The sequence below is a fragment of the Pigmentiphaga daeguensis genome, assembly GCF_039523035.1.
In the GTDB taxonomy this organism is placed as follows: domain Bacteria; phylum Pseudomonadota; class Gammaproteobacteria; order Burkholderiales; family Burkholderiaceae_B; genus Pigmentiphaga; species Pigmentiphaga daeguensis.
This window is the reverse complement of the sequence record NZ_BAAAEN010000011.1, coordinates 1-22,852: the sequence shown is the minus strand read 5'-3', so window position 1 is coordinate 22,852 and position 22,852 is coordinate 1. Positions and strand designations below refer to the sequence as shown.

Sequence of the window (22,852 nt, the reverse complement as noted above, 5' to 3'; positions counted from 1 at the left end):
GGTGGATTGTAGCCACCCCCGCCCGGCGCGGCCACGGGCCACAAGAAAAAAAACATCATTGGTTGAAAATGCGCCGACCGCAATACGGTCTCGTGCGTAAATGGGACAGGAAGGGCTCAGGACGCGGGATGGGACACCCGCTCCGGCCGAGCGGTCCGCCTGGCGGGCAGGGGCTTCATCCCCCAGGCCGCCAGCAGCCATATTACCGCCAGCCCCGCCGCCGCCTGGAATACCGCCGCGGCCCCCAGGTGGGAGACCAGCCAGCCGCCCAGCGCCCCGCCGGCGAAGAGCCCGATGGCCTGGCTCGTATTATAGAAACCCAGGGCCAGCCCCTTCAGCGACGGCGGCGCCACGCGGGATACCAGCGAAGGCTGCATGGCCTCGAGGATGTTGAAGACGGAGAAGAAGGCGATCATGGCGCCCACCAGCCATCCATAGTGGTCCTGGGCCCACGGCAGGAACATGCACACCAGCACCAGCCCGGCGATCGCGCCCAGCAGGGTCTTGCGGTGGGTGGCGTAGCGTTCGGTGACGCCGATCACCGGCACCATGACGACGAACGAGGCCAGCACCACCGGCAGGTAGACCTTCCACAGGGTGGCCGTGTCCAGGCCGCCGGTGTGCACCAGCGCGGCGGGTACCACCACGAACAGGGCGACCTGGATCAGGTGCAGGGTGAAGACGCCCAGGTTCAGCCGCAGCAGGTCGGGGTGCGACAGCACGCTGGACATGGATGCGGGTTCGCCCCGCGGCGCGGGCGGCGCGGCCGGAACCACCCAGGCGGCCACGCCCAGCGCGGCCACGCCCAGCGCGGCGATGGTCCAGAACAGGCCGGTCAGCCCGCCCCAGCCCACCAGCACGGGAGCCAGCACCAGCGACACCGCGAAGGTCAGGCCGATCGAGGCGCCTATCATGGCCATGGCCTTGGTCCGCACCTCATCGCGCGTGGCATCGGCCAGCCACGCCGTCACCGCCGCCGAAATCGCGCCCGAGCCCTGGATGGCCCGCCCGATCGTGATCCAGAACAGGTCGTCGGTCGTGGCGCAGACCACGCTGCCGGCGACGAACAGCACCAGTCCCATCACCACCACCGGCCGCCGGCCCCAGCGGTCCGAGGCCAGCCCGAACGGGATCTGCATGAACGCCTGGGTCAGCCCATACATGCCCAGCGCCAATCCCACCCGCGCCGGATCATTCCCCCCCGGCAAGGCCTTCGCCGCCACCGCGAACACCGGCAGCAGCAGGAACAACCCCAGCATCCGGCACATGAACAGCGCCGCCAGCGACAAGCTGGCGCGGCGCTCGAAAGGGGTCATCCGAAATGAAGTCATTGGGCCCCCCCGTACGCGCTGACGCGCGCCCCCCAGGGGGCGATGCCTGCGGACTGGCGGAGCCAGATCCGCGGCATCCTGAGTCGTGTAACCGTGTTTCGCAACGCGGGCCTTTGCCCGAAGGACAGTGACCGGCCGGCGGAACCGAACCCGCAATCCTCTGAATCCAATACGAGTCTCTTTGTCATGTCACCCATCGCCAACGCCGGCAGCCAGCGACAGCACCAGCGCCACATCCCAAGAAAGCCCCACTAGACCAGGGCACGGGGGATCCGGCTCCGCCGGTCCCCCCGCCGCCCGCCCCCTGGGGGGCGCGCGTCAGCGCGTACGGGGGGGTTATATTACCAAGTTGGCTTTCGCCACCGCTCGCGTAAAGGTTTGCTTGATGGATGTCATCCGCATCAGGGGTGCGCGCACCCATAATCTGAAGAACGTCTCGCTGGAGTTGCCCCGCCACCAGCTTGTCGTGATCACTGGGCTATCCGGTTCGGGCAAATCCTCCCTGGCGTTCGATACCCTGTACGCGGAAGGCCAGCGGCGCTACGTGGAAAGCCTGTCCGCCTACGCCCGCCAGTTCCTGCAGTTGATGGACAAGCCCGAGGTCGACCTGATCGAGGGCCTGTCGCCGGCCATTTCCATCGAGCAGAAAGCCGCCAGCCACAACCCGCGCTCGACCGTGGGCACGGTCACGGAAATCCACGACTACCTGCGCCTGCTGTTCGCGCGGGTGGGCACGCCCTACTGCCCCGACCACCAATTGCCGCTGCAGGCGCAAAGCATCAGCCAGATGGTGGACATCACCCTGGCGCTGCCGGCCGAAAGCCGGTTGGCGATCCTGGCGCCGCTGGTACGCGACCGCAAGGGCAGCTTCGAGGACGAACTGGCCAGCCTGCAGGCCCAGGGCTTCGTGCGGGTGCGCGTGGACGGCCAGGTGCTGGACATCGACAGCGTCCCCCCGCTGAAGAAGACCGAGAAGCACAGCATCGACGTGGTGATCGACCGCCTGCGCGTGCGGCCCGAGGCCCAGCAGCGGCTGGCCGAGAGCTTCGAGACGGCCATCGACCTGGCCGAGGGGCGGGCCATCGTGCTGGAGATGGACGCCGATGCCGATGGCCACGAACGCGAGCATCTGTTCTCCAGCCGCTATGCCTGTCCGGTATGCGGGCACAGCCTGCCGGAGCTCGAGCCCCGGCTGTTCAGCTTCAACAATCCCATCGGCGCCTGCCCCAGCTGCGACGGCATCGGCCACGTAGGCTTCTTCGATCCGAAACGGGTGGTGGCATTTCCCGAACTGAGCCTGGCCGGCGGCGCCATTCGCGGCTGGGACCGGCGCAACCCGTTCTACCATCAGTTGCTGACCAGCCTGGCGGCCTTCTACGACTTCGACGTGGACACGCCGTTCGAGGAACTGTCCGAGGACACCCAGCAGCGGGTGCTGTACGGCTCGGGCGACCAGGAAATCGCCTTCACCTACGTGAACGAGAAGGGACGCACGACCGTGCGCTCGCACCCTTTCGAGGGGGTGATTCCCAACCTCGAGCGCCGCTGGAAGGAAACCGACTCGGCCACGGTGCGCGAGGAACTGGGCAAGTACAGGAACGTGCGGACCTGCCCCGATTGCGGCGGCTCGCGGCTGCGCGCCGAGGCCCGCAACGTCCGCGTGGGCGAGGATGACCAGGGACGCGCGATCTACCAGCTGGAAGCCCTGCCGCTGTCCGACTGCCTGCACTGGTTCGAGGAACTGGCGCTGACCGGCGCCAAGCGCGAGATCGCCGACCGCATCGTGCGCGAGATTTCCGCCCGCCTGACCTTCCTGAACAACGTGGGGCTGAGCTACCTGTCGCTGGACCGCAGCGCCGATACCATCTCGGGCGGCGAGGCCCAGCGCATCCGCCTGGCCAGCCAGATCGGCTCGGGCCTGACCGGCGTGATGTACGTGCTGGACGAACCCTCCATCGGCCTGCACCAGCGCGACAACGACCGGCTGATCAGCACCCTGCGGCACCTGCGCAACCTCGGCAACAGCGTGATCGTGGTCGAGCACGACGAGGACATGATCCGCGAGGCCGACTGGGTCGTGGACATGGGCCCCGGCGCGGGCGAACACGGCGGGAAAGTCGTGGCGCAGGGATCGCCGGCCGACATCGTGGCCGACCCGCAGTCCCTGACCGGCCAATACCTCAGCGGCCAGAAGTCCATCGCCATCCCGCCCCGCCGGCCGGTGGCGGGCCAGGACGAACTGCCGTGGCTGGAGCTCAGGGGCTGTTCGGGCAACAACCTGAAAGGCGTGGACCTGCGCATCCCGGCGGGCCGCCTGGTCTGCATCACCGGGGTCTCGGGCTCGGGCAAGTCGACCCTGATCAACGACACGCTCGTCAACGTGGTCTCGCGCCACCTGTACAACAGCCAGACCGAGCCCGCGCCCTACGAGTCCATCGAGGGGCTGGAGCATTTCGACAAGATCATCAGCGTCGACCAGAGCCCGATCGGCCGCACGCCGCGCAGCAACCCGGCCACCTACACCGGCCTGTTCACCCCGATACGGGAGCTGTTCGCGGGCGTGCCGGAAGCCCGCGCCCGCGGCTACGATCCCGGCCGCTTCAGCTTCAACGTCAAGGGCGGCCGCTGCGAGGCCTGCCAGGGCGACGGCGTGGTCAAGGTGGAGATGCACTTCCTGCCCGACATCTACGTCCCCTGCGACGTCTGCCATGGCAGCCGCTACAACCGCGAAACGCTGGAAATCCGCTACCGCGGCCGCAACATCAGCGAGGTGCTGGACCTGACCGTCGAGCAGGCCCTGGAGTATTTCGAGGCCGTGCCGGCCATCGCCCGGCGGCTGCAGACGCTGATCGACGTGGGGCTGGGCTACATCCGCCTGGGACAAAGCGCCACCACCCTGTCGGGCGGCGAGGCGCAGCGGGTCAAGCTGTCACAGGAACTGTCCAAGCGCGGCACCGGCCGCACCCTTTACATCCTGGACGAACCCACCACCGGCCTGCATTTCCACGACATCTCGCTGCTGCTGGAAGTGATCGGGCACCTGGTGGACGCCGGCAACACCGTGGTCGTGATCGAGCACAACCTGGACGTCATCAAGACCGCGGACTGGATCATCGACATGGGTCCGGAAGGCGGCGACGGCGGCGGCAGCATCGTGGCCCAGGGCACGCCCGAGGAGATCGCGCAGGCGCCCGGCAGCCATACCGGCAGCTATCTGAAGAAATTCCTGGCCGCCGGCGCCCCTTCCGCGCCGGCCAGGGCGGCGCGCGCGCCCCGGCGCAAGGCCGGCTGACGCGCCAGGCCCGGCCGGCCCCCGAAGGCCGGGCCGCTTACTCGTCGAATTCGCAGACGGTGTAGAGGTTCAGTCCCGAATCGCGTATCGCCTTCGATCCGCGCAACCGCGGCAGGTCGATGACGGCGGCCGCCTCGACCACGTTGGCCCCCAGCCGCTGCAGCAGCTTCATGCCGGCCAGCATGGTGCCGCCGGTGGCGACCAGGTCGTCCACCAGCACGACCCGTTGCCCGGGGCGCACGGCGTCGGCATGCATCTCCACCGTCGAACTGCCGTATTCCAGGGCATATTGCTCGGCGATGGTGTCGTAGGGAAGCTTGCCCTTCTTGCGCACGGGCACGAAACCGAGGTTCAGCTCGTGCGCGATCACGCTGCCCACGATGAATCCCCGCGCATCGATGCCCGCCACCAGGTCCAGGCGCTGGTTCATGTAGCGGTAGACGAACAGCTCGATCAGCACGCGGAAGCTGCGCGGGTCCTGCAGCAGCGGCGTGATGTCCCGGAACTGCACGCCGGGCTCGGGCCAGTCGGGCACCGTGCGTATGCGGTCTCGGATGTAGTTCGGGTCCAGGAACATGGCGGGCTCGGACAGGAAGGAATCGGAGGAAACCGGGATGGGAGGCCCCGGCGACACAGGACGCCACTGTAACGCAAAGAGCGTGAAGCAAGGATCGTGCCCTTGCTACTATACTGGTAGATCGTCGCAATTGAATGACCGTTGCCGCGCAAGGCGACACGAGGCGCGTTTTTCGCTGCCCGCCCTTCCACGGTACCGGCTCAGACCCATCATGAACACCTCAGACAACGGCACGTCCAACGTATACGTTCCCGGCGCTTCCGGCCCCGTCGACATCATCGATTCGGCCCGCAGCACCCTGGCGGTGGAAATCGAGGCGCTCAAGGCCCTGTCCAGCCGCCTGGACCGCACGTTCGTGCGCGCGGTCGACATCCTGCTGGCCTGCCCCGGACGCGTGGTGGTCAGCGGCATCGGCAAGTCCGGGCACATCGCCCGCAAGGTCGCCGCCACGTTCGCCTCGACCGGCACGCCGGCCTTCTTCGTCCACGCGGCCGAGGCCGTCCACGGCGACCTGGGCATGATCACCGCCAACGACGTGCTGGTCACGATATCGTATTCGGGCACGACGGCCGAACTGCTGACCATCGTGCCCGTCGTCAAGCGCCTGGGATCGCCGCTGATCGCGATCACCGGCAACCCGGATTCCGAACTGGCCCAGCTCGCCGACGTGCACCTGGACGCCAGCGTGCCCCAGGAAGCCTGCCCGCTGAACCTCGCCCCCACCGCCAGCACCACGACCGCGCTGGCGCTGGGCGACGCGCTGGCGGTGGCCTGCCTCGAGGCGCGCGGCTTCGGCCCCGAGGATTTCGCCCGGTCCCACCCGGGCGGCGCCCTGGGCCGCCGCCTGCTGACCCATGTCAGCGACGTCATGCGCACCGGCAAGGACCTGCCCATCGTGCCGGTCACGGCCTCGGTCACCGAAGCCCTGGTGGAAATCACCCGCAAGAGCATGGGCATGACCGCAGTCCTCGACGGCGACCGGGTGGTCGGCATCTTCACCGATGGCGACCTGCGCCGCCTGATCGAGCGCGAAGGCGACATCCGCAACCTGACCGTGGTCGCCGGCATGACGCGCAACCCCCTTCACATCGGTCCTGACGCGCTCGCCACCGAGGCAGCCGCGCTGATGGACGACAACCGCAAGAACCAGTTGCTGGTGCTCGACGCCACCGGCAGGCTGGTCGGCGCCCTCCATACCCACGACCTGATGGCAGCAAAGGTGCTCTGAGTTCCATGGCGATCCCCCTCACTCCCCATCCGGCCGAAGCCCTGATCCTGGCCCGCGTGCCGCAAGACGTGCGCGAACGCGTCTCCCGGCTGCGACTGATGATCTTCGACGTCGACGGCGTCCTGACCGACGGCCGCCTCTACTACGGCGAGCACGGCGAGACCGTGAAGCGCTTCCATGCGCTGGACGGCTTCGGGCTGCGCATGCTGCACGAAAGCGGCATCGAGGTCGTGTTCATGACCGGGCGCGACTCGCCCACCGTATCGCGGCGCGCCGCCGAGCTGGGCATCTCCGAGGTCCAGCAGGGCGTGCGCGACAAGAGCGCGGCCGTGACCGCGCTGGCGCAGCGCTGCAACGTCGAGCTGGACGCGGTCGGCTTTATGGGCGACGACATCATCGACCTGGCCGCCATGCAGCGCGTGGGCTTCGCCGCCAGCGTGGCGGAAGCGCCGGTCTACGTCGCCCAGGCCGCCCACTGGGTGGCCACCCGCCCCGCCGGAGATGGCGCGGCACGCGAGTGCTGCGACCTGATCCTGGCCGCGCAGGGCCGGCTGGGCGGCTACATCACCAGCCGCACCCGCACGACCATCACCGCCGGATCCTCTCCCCAATGAAAGACCGACTCGCCTCCGGGGTATCGATCGCGCTGCTGGCCGCCCTGGTGGCCGGCACGTGGTGGGCGGCCGACTATGCCAAGCGGGCGGTCAAGGAAGATCCTCCGCGCCGGCTGACCCACGAGATCGACTCCTTCGTCGAGCAGTTCGTCATGGTCCGCAGCGACGAGCACGGCATGCCGATGACGCGCATGGAAGGCGACCGGCTGGAGCACTACCCGGACGACGACTCCTCGGAAGTCACGCAGTTCCGCGCGGTCAGCCAGCGCACCGAGCGGCCGACCATGACGGCGACCTCGCAGCACGCCAGGATGGACCAGGACGGCGCGCGCGTGGTCATGCGCGGCGACGTCCAGTTGCGGAGGCTGGCCGGGCAGGGACGTCCCGAGCTCGACATACGCAGCGAGGAAGTCACCCTGCTGCCCGACGAGGATGTCGCCTACACGGACCTGCCCGCCACCGTGGTCAACGGCACCACGCGCATACAGGGACGCGGCATGCGCTACGACAACGTCTCGCGCGAACTGAAGGTCAACGAGCAGACGCGGGTGCAGATCGTGCCGGGCAGCACGCGGCCGGCCGCTCCCTCGGCCCGACAGCCATCCAAAGGATAGAAACACCGTGCCACATCACCGATTTTCCCGATACGCCGCCCAGGCCATGCTCGCCCTGGCGGCCCTCGCCTGCGGCGCCCAGGCGCTCGCGGCCGCCGCCGACCGCAACCAGCCGACGACGGTGGATGCCGACGCGCTGCGCTACGACGACCTGAAGCAGACCAGCATCTTCACCGGCAACGTCGTGCTGACCAAGGGCTCGCTGATCCTGCGCGCCGACCGCCTCGAGCTGCGCGAGGACGCCGAGGGCTACCAGTTCGGCGTCGCCACCGCCAACGGCGGCAAGCTGGTCAACGTGCGCCAGCGGCGCGAAGGCACGGACGAATACGTCGAGGGCGTGGCCGAACGCGTCGAGTACGACGGACGCGGCGAGCTGATCCATTTCATCTCGAAGGCGGTCGTCAAGCGCCTGGCCTGCGAACAGATGGTCGACGAAGTGCGCGGCCAGCGCGTGACCTACAACCAGCGCACCGATACCTACACCGCCACCGGCGGGCCGCAAGCCCCGACGTCCAACCAGCGCGTGCGCACCATCATCCAGCCGCGCGGCCAGACGGCCGCCGGCGCGCCGGCGGCGGGCTGCGGCGCCCCGACCTCGGGCAAGGCGGCACAATGAACGCGCCGCTCGTCGAGGCCGGAACGCCGGCCGGGGCGCCGCGCGCCGAAGAGTCCGCCCGGGGCGACGGCCGCCTGCGGGCCGAAGGCCTGCGCAAGTCCTATCAAGGACGCACGGTGGTCAAGAACGTGTCGCTGCACGTGGACGGCGGCGAGGTGGTGGGACTGCTGGGCCCCAACGGCGCGGGCAAGACCACCTGCTTCTACATGATCGTCGGACTGGTGCCCGCCGACGCCGGCAGCATAGATATCGATCGCGTCTCGGTCACCAGCCTGCCCATCCACAAGCGCGCGCGGCTGGGGCTTTCCTACCTGCCCCAGGACGCCTCGGTCTTCCGCCGGCTCAACGTCGAACAGAACATCCGCGCGGTGCTCGAGCTGCAGCGCAACGAACAGGGCGCGCCGCTGGACGCGAAACAGGTGAACGAAAGCCTGGAATCGCTGCTGGACGAATTGCAGATCGGACACATCCGCAGCAACGCCGCAATCTCGCTGTCCGGCGGCGAACGCCGCCGCGTCGAGATCGCGCGCGCGCTCGCCACCAATCCGCGCTTCATCCTGCTGGACGAACCCTTCGCCGGCGTGGACCCCATCGCCGTCATCGAGATCCAGCGCATCGTGCGCTTCCTCAAGGGACGCGGCATAGGCGTGCTCATCACCGATCACAACGTGCGCGAGACCCTGGGCATCTGCGACCGCGCCTACATCATCAGCGACGGCACGGTACTGGCCAGCGGACACCCCGAGGAGATCGTCGGCGATCCGGCCGTGCGGCGGGTCTACCTCGGAGAACACTTCCGCATGTAAGCGGTGCCCATGCTCAAACCCGGACTCCAACTTCGCACCTCCCAGCACCTGGCGCTGACGCCGGCGCTGCAGCAGTCGATCAAGCTGCTGCAGCTGTCGACCCTCGAACTCGAGCACGAGATCGAGCAGATCCTGCAAGAGAACCCGCTGCTCGAACGCGAGGACGATCCCGTGGCGGCTACGCTGCGGGTCGACGCCGACGGCAGCATGCACACGACCGCGCCCGCCGCGCCGGAAGCCGACGGGGAACCCGGCGGCGAGACCGTGGAAGCCCCGACGCCGGCCGACGCCGGCGACGGACCGGACCCGCCCGACATGCCGGAGCTGCACCGCCCCGGCGGCGAACACGACGACGACACCGCGCCGCAACTGGCCGCGCCCGACGCGTCGCTGCGCGAGCACCTGCTGGGCCAGCTCGCGCTCACGCAGGCCACGCCGCGCGATGCGGCGCTGGTGACGGCGCTGGTCGACGAGCTGGACGACAACGGCTATCTGGACGTGTCGCTGGAAGAGCTCGCCGCGCTGTTCCCGCCCGAGCTGGAAATCGACGCCGACGAACTGCGCTCCGCGCTGGGGCTGCTCCAGTCCTTCGACCCTGCCGGCGTGGGCGCCCGCAACATTTCCGAATGCCTCTGCCTGCAATTGCGCACGCCGGACCTCGACTGCCTGCCCGAGGCCCGCGATGCCGAGGTGCTGGCGCTGGCCCGCCAGATCGCGGCCCAGCACCTGCCCCTGCTGGGTGCGCGTGACTACGCCAAGCTGCGCAAGGCGCTGGGCTGCAACGACGACCAGTTGCGCGCGGCCCAGAGCCTGATCCGCCGGCTCGACCCCCGGCCCGGTTCGCGCTATTCGTCGCCCGCGGCGGACTACGTCGTGCCCGACGTGATCGTGCGCAAGGTCGGCAACCAGTGGCGCGCGACGCTCAACGGCGAAGCCATGCCGCGGCTGCGCATCAACCAGATGTACGCGCAGATCCTGAAATCGGAACGCAGCTCGGCCCATCCCGGGCTGTCCTCGCAGCTGCAGGAGGCGCGCTGGCTGATACGCAATGTCCAGCAACGCTTCGACACCATCCTGCGCGTGGCCCAGGCCATCGTCGACCGGCAGCAGGGTTTCCTCAACCATGGCGAAGTCGCCATGCGGCCTCTTGTATTACGCGAAATAGCAGATACACTAGGCTTGCATGAGTCGACGATCTCACGCGTCACTACGCAGAAATACATGCTTACCCCCCTGGGGACTTTCGAGCTCAAGTATTTCTTCGGCAGCCACGTCGCCACGGAGACCGGAGGAGCGGCATCGTCCACGGCGATCCGTGCGCTGATCAAGCAACTCATTGGTGCGGAGGATCCTACCCAGCCACTATCCGACAGCCAACTTGCGCAGACGCTGGGGGAGCAGGGTATCGTCGTGGCCCGCCGCACGGTGGCCAAATACCGCGAAGCGCTCAAGATTCCGCCGGTTTCGCTGCGTAAGAGCATCTAGTACGGATCGCGCCCGCGCGGCATCGCATGCCGCGTATCCATCACCCAATCGCGATGCTAGGGTTAGACCGTACTTGAAAGCCCCGGATAAAGGCTCATCTTTATAGCAACCGCTGAAAACGCATGTGCCAGCCACTTCGATTGCGTGGCGACATCCGGAACATCGGAGCGACGCAAGCAAAGTGGCACGCTCGTGCCACAAGCGCCCATGCCCTGCGGACATGGGCGCGGGCTCCGGGGAAGTCTCCCGGTACATTGCTTCAAGGAGGGCTTTACATGAATCTGAGCATCAGCGGACATCACCTCATCGTGACCCCTGCCATACGTGAGTACGTCCTGAACAAGCTCACGCGGGTGCTGAGGCATTTCGATCACGTCATCGATATCCAGGTGCTGCTTTCCGTGGAAAAACTGCGCCACAGCGCGGAAATCACCATGCATCTCCGAGGCAAGGACGTCCATTGCGAGGCCCAAGAAGAAAATCTATACGCGGCCATCGATGCCCTTGTCGATAAAGTCGACCGCCAGGTCATCAAGTACAAGGACAAGGTCCAGCGACCTCGGGTCGAGGAAGCAATAAAAAGAATTCCCCCCCCTACGCCCTGAAAGGAAGCCCACCCCCTACGCGCTTCGCGCGCCCCCTCAAGGGGGCGGCACTGGCGGACCGGCAAAGCCGGATCCGCTGTGCCCTGGGGGTAAACATCGGTCGGCGGGGAAAGGAGGCTTTTCCCGCCGTTGTAACGTTTAAGGGATGGGTTTGCGTCCAGTTAGCCGTGATCGGGATCGAGAAATGCCGCGCTGCGCCATGGTTTTCGAGGGACGGGGTAGGGTCCCGGGTGGGCGCTTCCTTCGTGGGACGAGGGCATGTGATGCAGGGTCGGGATACGGACGGGTTGTTTGCGGGGCACAAAAGTGCCGCTTTCCGTGACAGAACCGGGCCGGTGGCTATAATCGACGTCCATCTCCAAAAGATGTCGCCTGGTCCATCTATTGTGCGAATTTGTATCGCCCGACCGGCGCATACGTTATGAATCTGATCTCGCGGATACTCCCCCCTTCGAACGTGCTGCTTGATCTGGAAGTCACCAGCAAGAAGCGCGTTTTCGAACAAGTCGGCCTTTTGTTCGAGAACAATCACGGCATCGCCCGCTCGGTGGTGTTCGACAGCCTGTTCGCGCGCGAACGGCTCGGCTCGACCGGCCTGGGGCAAGGCGTTGCCGTGCCGCACGGCCGCATCAAGGGACTGACAGATGCCGTGGCCGCCTTCGTGCGCCTGGCCCAGCCCATCAATTTCGACGCCCCCGATGGCAAGCCGGTGCAGATGCTGGTGTTCCTGCTGGTGCCCGAGCAGGCTACGCAGGTACACCTGGAAATCCTGTCCGAGCTGGCGCAGATGCTGTCCAACCGCGCGCTGCGCGAGGCCCTGGCCACCGAACCGTCGGCCAGCGCGATCCATTCGCTGCTGACCCACTGGGAGCCGGCCCAGTCCGACGCCGCGGTCTGACCCGGCGGGCCCGGCCGGCCGCCTTCTCCGTGTGCCCCATGCTTACTATCGAAAAACTGGTCGACGAGAACACCGACAAGATTTCCTTGAGCTGGCTGGCCGGGCGCTCGAACGCGAATCGCTCGCCGCTGCCCGACACCTGCCTGGCCGCCGCTGACCTGGTCGGCCACCTGAACCTCATCCACCCGTCGCGCATCCAGGTCTTCGGCCACGAGGAACTGGCGTTCTATGCCCGGCTGGAAGCGCGCCGACGCGCCCACCACCTGGACGAGCTGCTGGCCAGCGGCGTGCCGGCCATCATCATGGCCGACGGCCTGGCCGCGCCGGCCGACCTGCTGGAGCACTGCGAACAGCGCGGCGTGCCGCTGCTGGCATCGCCCCGCTCGGCGGCTCAGGTCATCGACCTCCTGCGCATCTACCTGGGCAAGAAGCTCGCCCCCGTCACCACCGTCCACGGCGTATTCATGGACGTGCTCGGCATGGGCGTGCTGATCTCCGGCGAATCCGGCCTGGGCAAGAGCGAGCTTGCGCTCGAACTGATCTCCCGCGGCCACGGCCTGGTGGCCGACGACGCGGTGGAGTTCTCCCGCATCGCGCCCAACATCATCGAAGGCCGCTGCCCCCCGCTGCTGCAGAACATGCTGGAAGTGCGGGGCCTGGGCCTGCTGGACATCCGCGCGATCTTCGGCGAGACCTCGGTGCGCCGGAAGATGAAGCTCAAGATCATCGTCCACCTGGTCCGCACCACCTCGCCCGAAGCCAATTTCGAACGCCTCCCCCTCCAGGCCCTGACGCAGGACGTGCTGGCCCTGCCCATACGCAAGGTCGTCCTGCCGGTGGCCGCCGGCCGCAACCTGGCCGTACTGGTCGAAGCCGCGGTGCGCAACGCCATCCTGCAACTGCGCGGCATCGACACCATGACCGAATTCATGGAACGGCAGATGGACGCGATCCAGAACGGCGAGCCGTAGAGGCCCCCCCCTACGCCCTTCGGGCGCAAGGGAAGCCCACCCCCTACCCGCTTGCGCGGGCCCCCTCAAGGGGGCGATGCGGGTGGACCGGCGGAGCCGGATCCACCGCATCCTGGGTCTGGTGCCGCTATCTTGGTTTGTGGCACCGTTGCTTCGCTGGCTGCCAGCGGTAGCAACAGTGCTTCGATCCAAGATAGTTTCCCTAGACCCAGGAAACCGCGGATCCGGCTTTGCCGGTCCGCCGGTTTCGCCCCCTGGGGGGCGCGCGAAGCGCGTAGGGGGGGGCGACGAATGTGCGTTATTGTTCAGGCTTCGATGAATGAACCTCCTACGAGGCAAAGCCTGCTGTGTTACGTGTCGTTTTCATCACCGGTATCTCGGGCTCGGGCAAGTCCGTGGCTCTTCGTACCCTGGAGGATGCCGGCTACAACTGCGTCGATAATCTTCCGGTCCGCTTTCTTCACGATTTCATCGCGGCCGCGCACGATGAAGGGCTGCAGCGTGTCGGGGTATCCATCGATGCGCGTTCCAGCGGGGCCATCGCCAGCCTGCCCGGCACCATCAATGCGCTGCGCGCGCTGGGCACCGAGATCCGCGTAGTGTTCCTGGACGCCGATACCGGCACGCTGGTGCAGCGCTATTCGGAATCGCGCCGCCGCCATCCGCTGACCGACAAGCTGTTCCACGAAGGCGTGGCGCCCTCGGTCGAAGCCTGTATCGCGCACGAGCGGGAGTTGCTGGGGCCGCTGCGCGAACTGGGGCACGTCATCGACACCACGGGGCTGACGCCCTCGCAACTGCGGTCCTGGGTGCGCAACGTGGTGCAGGCCGATACCGTGCCGCTGGTCCTGACCTTCGAATCGTTCGCGTTCAAGGAAAGCGTGCCGCTGGACGCGGACCTGATGTTCGACGTGCGCTGCCTGCCCAACCCCCACTACGATCCGGTCCTGCGGCCGTTGACGGGGCGGGACGCCCCGGTGGCGAACTTTTTGGCAGCCATTCCCAGCGTGGGACGCATGATCGACGACATCGCCGCCTTCATCCGCACCTGGTTGCCGGAGTACATGCAGGACACGCGCAGCTACCTGACGGTGGCCATAGGCTGTACGGGCGGAACGCACCGGTCGGTCTACGTGGTGGAGCAACTGGCCGCCATGTTCGCAGGCCAGGGACAGGTGCTGGTGCGCCACCGTGCACAAAAGCAGTTCGACCTTTATGATCCGGGCGGTGGCCCCACCGAGGCGCCGCCGCTTGCCAGACCTTAGCATTCAGGACCCTAGACGATGAAGCAGACCGACCGGCTTCCCTTGCCTGGCGCGCGCCCCACCACCAGCCGCCCACCGCGCGGAAGGACCGAAGGCCCCCTGCTCCTGGCGGCGGTCTGCGCAGCGATGCTGCTGGCCGCTTGCGGCACCACGCCCAAGGGGTCCTCGGGTTCTCGCGGCGGCGGCTACTACAAGGACGACGGTCCGCCGTCCAACCCGCCCGCCAACCTGGATCTCGTGCCCGACCCGCTGCCGGCCGTCGAGCCGCTGGCCAGCGGCGCCAACAAGCCCTATGTGATCTTCGGCAAGCGCTACGTGCCCGACACGTCCATGCAGCCCTACAAGGTGCGCGGGATCGCGTCGTGGTACGGGCGCAAGTTCCATGGCGCGCGCACGTCGAACGGCGAGATCTACGACATGTACGCGATGACCGCGGCCCACACCACGCTGCCCATCCCCAGCTACGCCCGCGTCACGCGGGTCGGGACGGGCAAGTCGGTGATCGTGCGCGTGAACGACCGCGGCCCCTTCCACAGCGACCGCATCATCGACCTTTCCTACACGGCCGCCTACAAGCTGGGCCTGCTCTCGCAGGGCAGCGGAGAGGTCGAGGTCGAGTGGCTGGGACCGGAGGAAATCGCCAGGATCCGCAGCGAGCGAGGCAGCGCCCCCATGCTGGCCGCCGCCCCCGCGCCGGCGGCCGAAGCCGAGGTGGTCGCCATTCCGGTGGCCACGCAGGCGCCGGCCAGCCAGATACGGGAACTGCCGCCGCTGGCGTCCGCCTCGCCGGACGGCACCGCCATGCAGGCAGTCCCTCGTCCCATGGCGAGCGGCGTGCAGGTCCCCTTGGCCGCCACCACGCCGGTGGTCTCGGCGCCGCAATCGGGCATCTTCCTGCAAGTAGGCGCCTTCAGCGGCCAGCGCAACGCCGAAGACCTGGCGGCCCGGATCCGGTCCCAGCTGGGGGAGCAGGCCGAACCGCTGCGCATCGTGAACACCGACAGCCTGCACCGCGTGCACCTGGGCCCCTACCCCTCGCGCGAGAGCGCGCTGGCGGCCGCGCAGCGCGTGCAGGCGCGGCTGGACATCGCCCCGGTCATCGTCGTGCGCTGACCGGGCGCACGATCGCTATTCCAGTTCGCCGCCCTTGGTCTCGGGCAGGAAGAAATACACGATGACCGCGGCCAGCGCGAAGAACCCGGCAGTGGCGCCCAGGGCGCTCGCCACGCCGTGGGTGGCCGAGAAGAACCCCACGGCGGCCGGCGCCAGCGCGCTGGTGGCCCGGCCGGTGTTGTAGATGAAGCCCTGGGCGGTCGCGCGGATACTGGTCGGGAACAGTTCGGCGAAGGTGGGCGCGAAACCGCTGTAGAAGCCCGTGCCCACGAACGCGACCAGCGGCCCGAACGCCAGCAGCACCAGGCTGGACTCGATCTGCACGTACAGCGGCACGCACACGGCCGACAGCAGGAAGAACAGGATGAAGGCCATGCGGCGGCCGATCCGGTCGGCGATGTAGCCGAAGCAGACGAAACCCAGCGCCGCGCCCACCTGCATGATGACGATCCAGGTCGTGGACTTGGTCAGGTCCAGGCCGGCGCCCCCTGCGCTGACGGGCGTCGCGAGATAGGTGGGAATCCAGGTAAACAAGCCCCAGTAGCCGCACATGGCGGCGGCCGTGAACGCCAGGCCGACCACCGTGCTGCGCAGATGCTGCCCGAACAGCAGCTTCAGGGTCGCCCCGACGCCCAGGCGCTCTTTCTGGCCCGCCCAGATTTCAGGCTCGGACGCATGGCGGCGCACCCAGAACGCGAACAGCGCGGGCGCCAGTCCGACGGCGAACACCCAGCGCCAGCCCAGCGTGGGCAATACCAGCGCCGCGACGATGGCGGCCAGCGCGTAGCCCGCCGCGAAGGCGCTCTGCACCCAGGCCATCACCTTGCCGCGGTGCTTGGCCGGCCACGTCTCGGTGACCAGGGCCGCGCCCGCCGACCATTCCCCGCCCACCCCCAGTCCCAGCAGGAAGCGGAAGATCAGCAGCTGCGTGACGTTCTGCGAGAAGCCGCACAGGGCCGTGCCGATGGAATAGCACGCGATGCTGAGCACCAGCGATCGGGTCCGGCCCAGCCGGTCGGCCAGGAAACCGAAGATCAGACCGCCGAAGGCCGTGGCCAGCAGCGTCATCGAGGCGATGACCCCGGCCGCGCCGCTGTCGAAATTCAATTCGGCCCGCATGTGCGTGATCACCATGGCAAACAGCATCAGATCCATGATGTCCAGCATCCAGCCTATGTAGGCCGAACCGAACGCGCGCCATTGTTCCTTGGTACGCCCTACGTACCATTTTTCCTGGGCCACGCCGGATAGCGAGGTCGCGGAGGATGCCATGCTTCGTCTCCTTGTTGTATCGATCAACGATACAAACGTATCGTTAAATATTCTATCCGAATATTCCCAAGCCATGCATTCATGGTTTACGATAGATGATACGAACGTATTGTTTATCGATACAAGTGGTCCGTTGCCCGGCATGGGGCCGGCCATATCTTCAGGAGTCATCCATGCGCAGTTTCATCATCAGGCTTTACGAAGACCGCATCCCCGCCGGCCACGCGCCGGTCTACCTGCCGCGGATGCCGCGGTCGGTCTACGTGGTGCAGGGCGGGATCACGGTGGAGTTCTCGGACGGCACCCAGCACCAGCGCCAGGAATCGGCCTGGGTCGGGCAGGACCCGATCGCGCTGGTGGCGGGCGAGGAAGACGCCGTGCTGTGGCGCTGGGAACTGGTGGCGCCCGATGCTCCCGCGGGCACGCTGCGCAGCGCCCCGGGCGCCACGTCCACCCTCAAGCTGCAACAGGAAATCGAGCTGGACAGCCAGTTCGACTGGCTGATGCGCTGCGACCGCGTCGACTTCCCGCCCGGCGGCGTGGCGCTGACGCACGTGCACCAGGGCCCCGGCATACGCTGTTGCCTGAAGGGCGAGATCACCATCGAGACCCAGGGCAAGACCACGGTGCATCCGGCAGGCTCGGCGTGGTTCGAGCTCGGCCACGCCCCGGTCCTGGCGCCCACCACCGAGGCCACGGACACCAGCTTCATCCGCTGCTTCATCCTGCCCCAGGGATGCCGCCTGCGCAGTTCCCTGCGCTATGTTCTGCCGGAAGACGCCGGCAAGCCCAAGCGTCAGCATTATCATGTGTACGGCGAGCGCATGCTGACCCTGCCCTGACGGGCGCTTCCCGGCCCAGGCACGGGGCGGGCATGCGTCCATCGAGAATCCACCGGCCTTGCCAAGACACGCTTCGATCCATGCATCCCCCCGCCCCGGACCTTCTTCCCTCCGACGCCACCGCACCCGCCGCGGACGACGCCCAGACCGGCCATGCGCTGCCGACCTCGGGCGACGAGGCCGCGATCTCGTCGACCTCGGTCATCTCCCTGCGCATCCTGGAATTGATGGCGGCCCAGGGCACCGAATGCGGGGTCACGGAACTGGCCGAACTGCTCGGAATGCCCAAGGCGCGCGTGCATCGCCACCTGTCCGCCCTGCGCCAGCAGGGCTACGTCACGCAGAACAAGCGCACCAGCCGCTACCGCGTGGGCTGGCGCCTGTTCTTGCTGGGACGCAAGCTGGTGCAGCAGTTCGACGTCGTATCGCTGGCCAAGCCCATCATGGAAGACCTGCGCAACCGCGTCGGGCAGACCATCGTCATCACCACCTTCGATCCCAACAAGGTCGTCGTGCTGGACGTCGTGCGCGGCCGCAGCGCGCTGGAAATCCTGCTCAGTCCCGGCACGCAGTTCCCCGGCTTCCACACCGTGGCGCAGGGCAAGGTCGTGCTGGCCTTCGGTCCGCCGTCGCTGCGCGACGCGGTGCTGTCCCAGCCCCTGGCGGCCAGCACGCCCAAGACCATCACCGACCCCGACCGCCTGCGCGCCGAGATCCAGCTCGTGCGCCAGCGCGGCTGGGCCGAGGCGCCCGAGGAAATCTTCACCGGCATCAACGCCCTGGCGGCGCCGATCTTCCAGGCCGACGGCTCGCTGTTCGGCGCGCTGGCCATCGTCGCCTCGATCCACTATCTGCCGGCGCGGGCCCATCCGGATACCGTGCGAGAGCTGATGCAGGCGGCCGCCGCGGTGTCCGCCGTGCTGGGCGCGGGCCAGGCGGGCGCGGCCGCGCCGGGCTGAGACCGGGACACGCCTGTCCTACCGGCGCGCCGGCGCCCGTCCGATTGAGGCATGCTGGGCGACTCGCATCCCGGGTCGCCATGCCATGTCCCTTCCCTATCCGCCCCGCCGTGGCTTTCCCTTGCCGCTACGCTTCCTTCAGCGCCAGCGCACGGGCATACAAGGCATCGCGCGGCGCGCCGGTGATGCGGGCCGCGACCTTGGCGCTATCGCGCACGCTCAGCACATCCAGCAAGGCCCGCAGCACCTCGTCCGTCCGGGCATCCAGCGCCCCGGCGGCTTCCTCGGGCGCCGCCTCCACGATCAGCACGAACTCTCCCTGCGCCCGCTGGGGATGGGCGGCCAGCCAGGCCTGCGCCTCGGCCAGCGGCATGGCGGCGATCTCCTCGAAACGCTTGGTCAGCTCCCGCGCCACGGTCAGTCGCCGCGCGGCGCCGCACACCGCCAGCAGGTCGGCCATGGTCGCGGCCATCCGGTGCGGCGACTCGTACATGACCACCGGCGCCGGCAGCGCGCACCACTGGGCCAGCCAGCGCTGGCGGGCGGCCGCCTTGGGAGGCGGGAAACCGGCGAAGACGAACGCCGGATTCTCGTCCGAGGTTGCGCCGCTGGCCATCAGGGCGGCGATCACGGCGCTGGCGCCGGGCACCGGCACCACTGGGTAGCCGGCCGCGCGCACCTCGCGCACGATGCGCGAACCGGGATCGCTGACGCCGGGCGCGCCGGCGTCCGAAACCAGGGCCACCCGCTCGCCCGCGGCCAGCCGGCCGACGATGGCCTGGGCCGCCTGCGCCTCGTTGTGCCGGTGGGCCGCCATCAAGGGCGTGGAAATACCCCAGGCGTCCAGCAGGGGGCGCGTCATGCGCGTGTCTTCGGCGGCGATCACGTCGGCCCGCTGCAGGCAGGCCTGGGCCCTCAGGCTCAGGTCGCCCAGGTTGCCGATGGGGGTGGCCACGACATACAGCGCGGGGGCGGGCCAGTGCTGCGCCGCGACCTTTCCAGCCAGCCGTTCCCAGGCGCCGGTGGCGGGCCCGGAAGATTCGAATTCGTTGTCCATGGCGCGAGGATACCGCGAGGGCGCGCATGACGGCTGCCGACACGCAGGCCTACGCCCTGGCCCATGCGGCGCAGCGGCGGGCGGCGCGCCGCCGCCCCCGGCCGGGCCGCCGGCAGGAAGCGGAGTCGCCGCCCCGCCGCTCGCCCACGCAGCAGGCCGGCGACCGGGCCGAACACGCGGCACTGGCCCACCTGCGCGCCGCGGGGCTGGTCCTGGTGGCCCGCAACGTGGCGTGCCGCGCCGGCGAAATCGACCTGGTCATGCGCGAAGGCCCCGTCCTGGTCTTCGTCGAGGTCCGCGCGCGCGCCCTGGGACGCTACGGCGGCGCGGCCGCCAGCGTGGGCCCGGCCAAGCGGGTGCGCCTGGCGCGGGCCGCCGCCCATTTCCTGCGCACCCGCTGGAAGGGACCGCTGCCGCCCTGCCGCTTCGACGTCCTGACCTTCGAGGCCGACGCGCCACCCCGCTGGATACGCCACGCCTTTTCGCTCGAGACACTGCCTGGTTTCCGATAGCGGGGCGGATTCCCATCGGCGAGCCAGGGAAACTATCATTGCCGAAGCCGCTCCAAGTCTTGGCCGCCGCCCCGCAACCGAAGCGTCACGGCCGGTTACAGCGGACACACTTGCCGGCCAGGCCGGCGAGCCGGCCGTTTCCCCTGCATGAGATAATCCCGGCATGGACCTTATCGCCCGCATATCCGCCCATTTCCGCGACGCCGTCGCGCTGTTCGAACACTGCCAGGACACCCTCGCGGCGCCCACCGCGGCCGCCGTGGACGCGCTGGTGTTCAGTCTTTCCAACAACGGCAAGATCCTGGCCTGCGGCAATGGGGGCTCCGCCGCCGATGCGCAGCACTTCGCCGCCGAGCTGGTCGGCCGCTTCGAACGCGAACGGCTGCCGCTGGGCGCCATCGCGCTCAATACCGACACCTCCATCCTGACCGCGGTCGGCAACGACTTCGGCTACGACCGGGTGTTCTCCCAGCAGGTCAATGCGCTGGGCCAGCCGGGCGACGTGCTGGTGGCCATCTCCACCAGCGGCAACTCGGCCAACGTGATCGAGGCCATCGAGGCCGCCCATTCCCGCGAGCTGCGCGTCATCGCGCTGACGGGAAAGGGCGGCGGCCGCATCGGCCAGATGCTGACGGAAGACGACGTGCACCTGTGCGTGCCGCACGATCGCACCCTGCGCATCCAGGAAGTCCACATCCTGCTGCTGCACGCCATGTGCGACGGCATCGACGCTCAACTGCTGGGAGATCTCTGATGTTTCGCAAACCGGCCGCTGCGGTACGCCCCCTGGTCCTGGCCCTCGTGGTCGCAAGCTCGGCATGGGCGGTGTCCGCCTGCGCGCCCATCGTCCTGGGCGGCGCCTACGTCGGCACGATGGCCGCCACCGACCGCCGTACCGTGGGCATCCAGGTCGAAGACAAGAACATCGAGCTCAAGGCCTCCAGCCGCCTGTCGGGCCGCTATGGCGACAAGGGCCACATCAACGCCAATGCCTACAACCGCAAGCTGCTGCTGACCGGCGAAGTCCCGGACGAAGCCGCCAAGCGCGATGCCGAGGAACAAGCGCGCGGCGTCGAGAACGTCCGCGCCATCGTGAACGAACTCCAGATCGGCATCCCGACCTCGCTGGCCACCCGCTCGAACGACGTATTCATCGAGGGCAAGATCAAGGCTTCGCTGGTGGATGCCAAGGATCTCTTCGCCAACTCCTTCCGTATCACGGTCGAGAACGGCGTGGCCTACCTGATGGGCCGCGTCACCGAACGCGAAGGCAAGCGCGGCGCCGAGATCGCCGCCGGCGTGAGCGGCGTCAAGAAGGTGGTCAAGGTGTTCGACTACATCACCGAAGAAGAATTGCAGGACCTGTCCAAGGTGAAGGCCGAGCAGGACCAGTCGCAAGCCGCCACCGGTTCGTCCGGCAACCGCTGACCGGCGTCCCCGCCCGGCGCAAGGCGGGCGGGTCGCGCATCCCGGCCTATAATGGGTCGCATCGCGGGCGCGGACTTGCGCCGCCCTGCCCGCCACGCAACGGATCGCCCCCTATGTCGATTTCAGCCCCCGTCAACGGATCCGCCCGCGCCCAGCGCGGCGCCGCCAAGCTGGCCGCCATCCTCGTGGTCGCGCTGCTGGCCGCCGCCGGCGCCTGGTTCGCGCTGGCCCCCGCCGCCAAGGCCCCCGACACCACCTTCACCTCCATCCACGGCGACAAGTTCACCACCGAAAGCCTGCGCGGCAAGGTGGTGCTGGTCAACTTCTGGGCCACCAGTTGCGTGACCTGCGTGAAGGAAATGCCGATGATGGTCGAGACCTACAAGAAGTACGCGCCCCAGGGCTACGAGATGGTCGCGGTGGCCATGAGCTACGACCCGGCCAACTACGTGCTCAATTTCGCGCAGTCGCGCGAGCTGCCCTTCAAGGTCGCGCTCGACCCGATGGGCGAGATCGCGCGCAGCTTCCAGGACGTCAAGCTCACGCCCACCTCGTTCCTGATCGACAAGCAGGGCCGCATCATCAAGCGCTACCTGGGCGAGCCCAACGTGGCCGAGTTCCACGCCACGATCGAGAAGGCGCTGGCCAGCTGACGCCATGAGCGCGCCCTCCCGCATCGTCCACATCGACCACCGCTCCTGGGACGACGCGCCCGGCCAGGCCGGCGCGTCCACGCCCGTGGTCGAACTGGAAGAAGGCAAGGTCCTGTACTTCCCCGAATTGCGGTTCGAATTGAGCCAGGCCGAAACCGGCCTGCTCGACCCCGCGCTGGTCGATCCGAAGCGCAAGAACATCAGCCTGAACGCCACCACCGGCAAGCTGACCGGCGTGGCCGTGGAAGACGAGCGCCAGGCCGCCATCGGCGCGCTGGTGCGCCGCTACTACGAAACCACGCGCCGCTTCCTGGACCGCCTGCTGCCCGAGTACGCCTCGCACCTGCACGCGCCCACCACCAGCCTGCGCCTGCACCGCATCGGCACCTGGAAGATGTCCTGGCGCAAGGACGACACCCGCCTGCACGTGGATGCCTTCCCTTCGCGGCCGGTGGGCGAGCAGCGCATCCTGCGCGTCTTCAACAACATCAACCCGCACGGCGATACCCGCCTGTGGCGGGTGGGCGAAGCCTTCGACACGCTGTCGGCGCGCTACCTGCCGCAGATGCCGGCCTATCGGCCCGGCGTGGCCTGGCTGCTGCACAAGCTGCACATCATGAATCGCACCGGGGATCGCGGAGGCTTTTTGGTTAAAGTAAAACAGGTTCCACAGTCGGCGCTGCAAGTTGCCGATAGTATCGCGCTTCGGCCTCA

General features: G+C 68.1%; 23 protein-coding genes. 19 read left to right on the top strand and 4 right to left on the bottom strand.

The window, feature by feature from the left end; genetic code table 11:
* Positions 1-116: 116 nt before the first annotated feature.
* Entirely contained in the window at positions 117-1,331 is a 1,215-nt protein-coding gene (locus ABD104_RS15045) for an MFS transporter (RefSeq protein ID WP_243724382.1), read from the bottom strand.
* A gap of 385 nt (positions 1,332-1,716) precedes the next feature.
* Between ABD104_RS15045 and uvrA the strand changes: the two genes are divergently transcribed.
* A complete protein-coding gene (gene uvrA, locus ABD104_RS15040; RefSeq protein ID WP_343927754.1) occupies positions 1,717-4,623 on the top strand; it encodes an excinuclease ABC subunit UvrA in 2,907 nt (968 codons plus the stop codon).
* 37 nt (positions 4,624-4,660) lie between these two features.
* On the opposite strand, the gene ABD104_RS15035 is transcribed toward uvrA, so the two are convergent.
* Entirely contained in the window at positions 4,661-5,200 is a 540-nt protein-coding gene (locus tag ABD104_RS15035) for an adenine phosphoribosyltransferase (protein ID WP_343927753.1), read from the bottom strand.
* 211 nt (positions 5,201-5,411) lie between these two features.
* Between ABD104_RS15035 and ABD104_RS15030 the strand changes: the two genes are divergently transcribed.
* The 11 genes from ABD104_RS15030 to ABD104_RS14980 all read left to right on the top strand — a co-directional run bounded on the left by ABD104_RS15030 (position 5,412) and on the right by ABD104_RS14980 (position 15,415).
* A complete protein-coding gene (locus ABD104_RS15030) occupies positions 5,412-6,428 on the top strand; it encodes a KpsF/GutQ family sugar-phosphate isomerase (protein WP_087837524.1) in 1,017 nt (338 codons plus the stop codon).
* A 5-nt stretch (positions 6,429-6,433) separates the two neighbouring features.
* The gene (locus tag ABD104_RS15025) at positions 6,434-7,042 is read left to right on the top strand and encodes a KdsC family phosphatase (protein ID WP_087837523.1); all 609 of its coding nucleotides are present in this window, start codon (positions 6,434-6,436) and stop codon (positions 7,040-7,042) included.
* On the top strand, positions 7,039-7,656 hold the full coding sequence (lptC, locus tag ABD104_RS15020) for an LPS export ABC transporter periplasmic protein LptC (RefSeq protein ID WP_087837522.1): 618 nt from the start codon (positions 7,039-7,041) through the stop codon (positions 7,654-7,656). The genes ABD104_RS15025 and lptC overlap by 4 nt, the downstream gene beginning before the upstream one ends.
* A 7-nt stretch (positions 7,657-7,663) precedes the next feature.
* Positions 7,664-8,272, top strand: coding sequence for a lipopolysaccharide transport periplasmic protein LptA (gene lptA / locus ABD104_RS15015; RefSeq protein ID WP_132979081.1), 609 nt, complete (start codon positions 7,664-7,666; stop codon positions 8,270-8,272).
* Positions 8,269-9,078, top strand: coding sequence for an LPS export ABC transporter ATP-binding protein (gene lptB / locus ABD104_RS15010; RefSeq protein ID WP_087837520.1), 810 nt, complete (start codon positions 8,269-8,271; stop codon positions 9,076-9,078). Before lptA ends, lptB begins: the two co-directional genes overlap by 4 nt.
* A 9-nt stretch (positions 9,079-9,087) precedes the next feature.
* Positions 9,088-10,563, top strand: coding sequence for an RNA polymerase factor sigma-54 (locus tag ABD104_RS15005; protein ID WP_343927752.1), 1,476 nt, complete (start codon positions 9,088-9,090; stop codon positions 10,561-10,563).
* A 275-nt stretch (positions 10,564-10,838) separates the two neighbouring features.
* The gene (gene hpf, locus ABD104_RS15000) at positions 10,839-11,168 is read left to right on the top strand and encodes a ribosome hibernation-promoting factor, HPF/YfiA family (protein ID WP_132979082.1); all 330 of its coding nucleotides are present in this window, start codon (positions 10,839-10,841) and stop codon (positions 11,166-11,168) included.
* Positions 11,169-11,589: 421 nt separating this feature from the next.
* The gene (gene ptsN, locus ABD104_RS14995) at positions 11,590-12,066 is read left to right on the top strand and encodes a PTS IIA-like nitrogen regulatory protein PtsN (RefSeq protein ID WP_087837517.1); all 477 of its coding nucleotides are present in this window, start codon (positions 11,590-11,592) and stop codon (positions 12,064-12,066) included.
* Between the two features lie 38 nt (positions 12,067-12,104).
* Entirely contained in the window at positions 12,105-13,037 is a 933-nt protein-coding gene (gene hprK / locus ABD104_RS14990) for an HPr(Ser) kinase/phosphatase (protein WP_087837516.1), read from the top strand.
* 347 nt (positions 13,038-13,384) lie between these two features.
* Positions 13,385-14,302, top strand: a complete 918-nt coding sequence (gene rapZ / locus ABD104_RS14985; RefSeq protein WP_087837515.1) for an RNase adapter RapZ — start codon at positions 13,385-13,387, stop codon at positions 14,300-14,302.
* Positions 14,303-14,428: 126 nt separating this feature from the next.
* Entirely contained in the window at positions 14,429-15,415 is a 987-nt protein-coding gene (locus tag ABD104_RS14980; protein ID WP_132979162.1) for a septal ring lytic transglycosylase RlpA family protein, read from the top strand.
* Between the two features lie 15 nt (positions 15,416-15,430).
* Here the strand turns inward: ABD104_RS14980 and ABD104_RS14975 are convergent, their stop codons facing one another.
* Entirely contained in the window at positions 15,431-16,687 is a 1,257-nt protein-coding gene (locus ABD104_RS14975; RefSeq protein ID WP_132979085.1) for an MFS transporter, read from the bottom strand.
* 173 nt (positions 16,688-16,860) lie between these two features.
* On the opposite strand from ABD104_RS14975, the gene ABD104_RS14970 reads away from it, so the two are divergent.
* Both ABD104_RS14970 and ABD104_RS14965 read left to right on the top strand, forming a co-directional pair.
* Positions 16,861-17,529, top strand: coding sequence for a cupin domain-containing protein (locus ABD104_RS14970; RefSeq protein ID WP_343927751.1), 669 nt, complete (start codon positions 16,861-16,863; stop codon positions 17,527-17,529).
* Positions 17,530-17,609: 80 nt separating this feature from the next.
* Positions 17,610-18,488, top strand: a complete 879-nt coding sequence (locus tag ABD104_RS14965) for an IclR family transcriptional regulator (RefSeq protein ID WP_165963024.1) — start codon at positions 17,610-17,612, stop codon at positions 18,486-18,488.
* A gap of 127 nt (positions 18,489-18,615) precedes the next feature.
* Here the strand turns inward: ABD104_RS14965 and rsmI are convergent, their stop codons facing one another.
* A complete protein-coding gene (rsmI, locus tag ABD104_RS14960) occupies positions 18,616-19,545 on the bottom strand; it encodes a 16S rRNA (cytidine(1402)-2'-O)-methyltransferase (RefSeq protein WP_087837512.1) in 930 nt (309 codons plus the stop codon).
* Positions 19,546-19,571: 26 nt separating this feature from the next.
* On the opposite strand from rsmI, the gene ABD104_RS14955 reads away from it, so the two are divergent.
* The 5 genes from ABD104_RS14955 to ABD104_RS14935 all read left to right on the top strand — a co-directional run.
* Positions 19,572-20,057 carry a YraN family protein gene (locus ABD104_RS14955; RefSeq protein ID WP_343927750.1) on the top strand — a complete coding sequence of 162 codons (486 nt, stop codon included), beginning with the start codon at positions 19,572-19,574 and terminating at the stop codon, positions 20,055-20,057.
* 163 nt (positions 20,058-20,220) lie between these two features.
* Positions 20,221-20,811, top strand: coding sequence for a phosphoheptose isomerase (locus ABD104_RS14950; protein ID WP_087836818.1), 591 nt, complete (start codon positions 20,221-20,223; stop codon positions 20,809-20,811).
* Complete coding sequence (locus tag ABD104_RS14945; RefSeq protein ID WP_087836817.1) at positions 20,811-21,485, top strand: BON domain-containing protein; 675 nt, start codon at positions 20,811-20,813, stop codon at positions 21,483-21,485. Before ABD104_RS14950 ends, ABD104_RS14945 begins: the two co-directional genes overlap by 1 nt.
* Positions 21,486-21,598: 113 nt before the next feature.
* Positions 21,599-22,138, top strand: a complete 540-nt coding sequence (locus tag ABD104_RS14940; RefSeq protein ID WP_087836816.1) for a TlpA disulfide reductase family protein — start codon at positions 21,599-21,601, stop codon at positions 22,136-22,138.
* A gap of 4 nt (positions 22,139-22,142) precedes the next feature.
* Positions 22,143-22,852, top strand: a 710-nt coding sequence (locus tag ABD104_RS14935; protein ID WP_343927749.1) for a Kdo hydroxylase family protein, incomplete at its 3' end; no start/stop codon positions are given.

What these genes read in the sequence shown, in the direction of transcription:
- ABD104_RS15045 (WP_243724382.1), bottom strand. Translation starts at nt 1,331, where the DNA reads ATGACTTCATTTCGGATGACCCCTTTCGAGCGCCGCGCCAGCTTGTCG.
- uvrA (WP_343927754.1), top strand. Translation starts at nt 1,717, where the DNA reads ATGGATGTCATCCGCATCAGGGGTGCGCGCACCCATAATCTGAAGAAC.
- ABD104_RS15035 (WP_343927753.1), bottom strand. Translation starts at nt 5,200, where the DNA reads ATGTTCCTGGACCCGAACTACATCCGAGACCGCATACGCACGGTGCCC.
- ABD104_RS15030 (WP_087837524.1), top strand. Translation starts at nt 5,412, where the DNA reads ATGAACACCTCAGACAACGGCACGTCCAACGTATACGTTCCCGGCGCT.
- ABD104_RS15025 (WP_087837523.1), top strand. Translation starts at nt 6,434, where the DNA reads ATGGCGATCCCCCTCACTCCCCATCCGGCCGAAGCCCTGATCCTGGCC.
- lptC (WP_087837522.1), top strand. Translation starts at nt 7,039, where the DNA reads ATGAAAGACCGACTCGCCTCCGGGGTATCGATCGCGCTGCTGGCCGCC.
- lptB (WP_087837520.1), top strand. Translation starts at nt 8,269, where the DNA reads ATGAACGCGCCGCTCGTCGAGGCCGGAACGCCGGCCGGGGCGCCGCGC.
- ABD104_RS15005 (WP_343927752.1), top strand. Translation starts at nt 9,088, where the DNA reads ATGCTCAAACCCGGACTCCAACTTCGCACCTCCCAGCACCTGGCGCTG.
- hpf (WP_132979082.1), top strand. Translation starts at nt 10,839, where the DNA reads ATGAATCTGAGCATCAGCGGACATCACCTCATCGTGACCCCTGCCATA.
- ptsN (WP_087837517.1), top strand. Translation starts at nt 11,590, where the DNA reads ATGAATCTGATCTCGCGGATACTCCCCCCTTCGAACGTGCTGCTTGAT.
- hprK (WP_087837516.1), top strand. Translation starts at nt 12,105, where the DNA reads ATGCTTACTATCGAAAAACTGGTCGACGAGAACACCGACAAGATTTCC.
- ABD104_RS14980 (WP_132979162.1), top strand. Translation starts at nt 14,429, where the DNA reads ATGCTGCTGGCCGCTTGCGGCACCACGCCCAAGGGGTCCTCGGGTTCT.
- ABD104_RS14975 (WP_132979085.1), bottom strand. Translation starts at nt 16,687, where the DNA reads ATGGCATCCTCCGCGACCTCGCTATCCGGCGTGGCCCAGGAAAAATGG.
- ABD104_RS14970 (WP_343927751.1), top strand. Translation starts at nt 16,861, where the DNA reads ATGCGCAGTTTCATCATCAGGCTTTACGAAGACCGCATCCCCGCCGGC.
- ABD104_RS14965 (WP_165963024.1), top strand. Translation starts at nt 17,610, where the DNA reads ATGCATCCCCCCGCCCCGGACCTTCTTCCCTCCGACGCCACCGCACCC.
- rsmI (WP_087837512.1), bottom strand. Translation starts at nt 19,545, where the DNA reads ATGGACAACGAATTCGAATCTTCCGGGCCCGCCACCGGCGCCTGGGAA.
- ABD104_RS14955 (WP_343927750.1), top strand. Translation starts at nt 19,572, where the DNA reads ATGACGGCTGCCGACACGCAGGCCTACGCCCTGGCCCATGCGGCGCAG.
- ABD104_RS14950 (WP_087836818.1), top strand. Translation starts at nt 20,221, where the DNA reads ATGGACCTTATCGCCCGCATATCCGCCCATTTCCGCGACGCCGTCGCG.
- ABD104_RS14945 (WP_087836817.1), top strand. Translation starts at nt 20,811, where the DNA reads ATGTTTCGCAAACCGGCCGCTGCGGTACGCCCCCTGGTCCTGGCCCTC.
- ABD104_RS14940 (WP_087836816.1), top strand. Translation starts at nt 21,599, where the DNA reads ATGTCGATTTCAGCCCCCGTCAACGGATCCGCCCGCGCCCAGCGCGGC.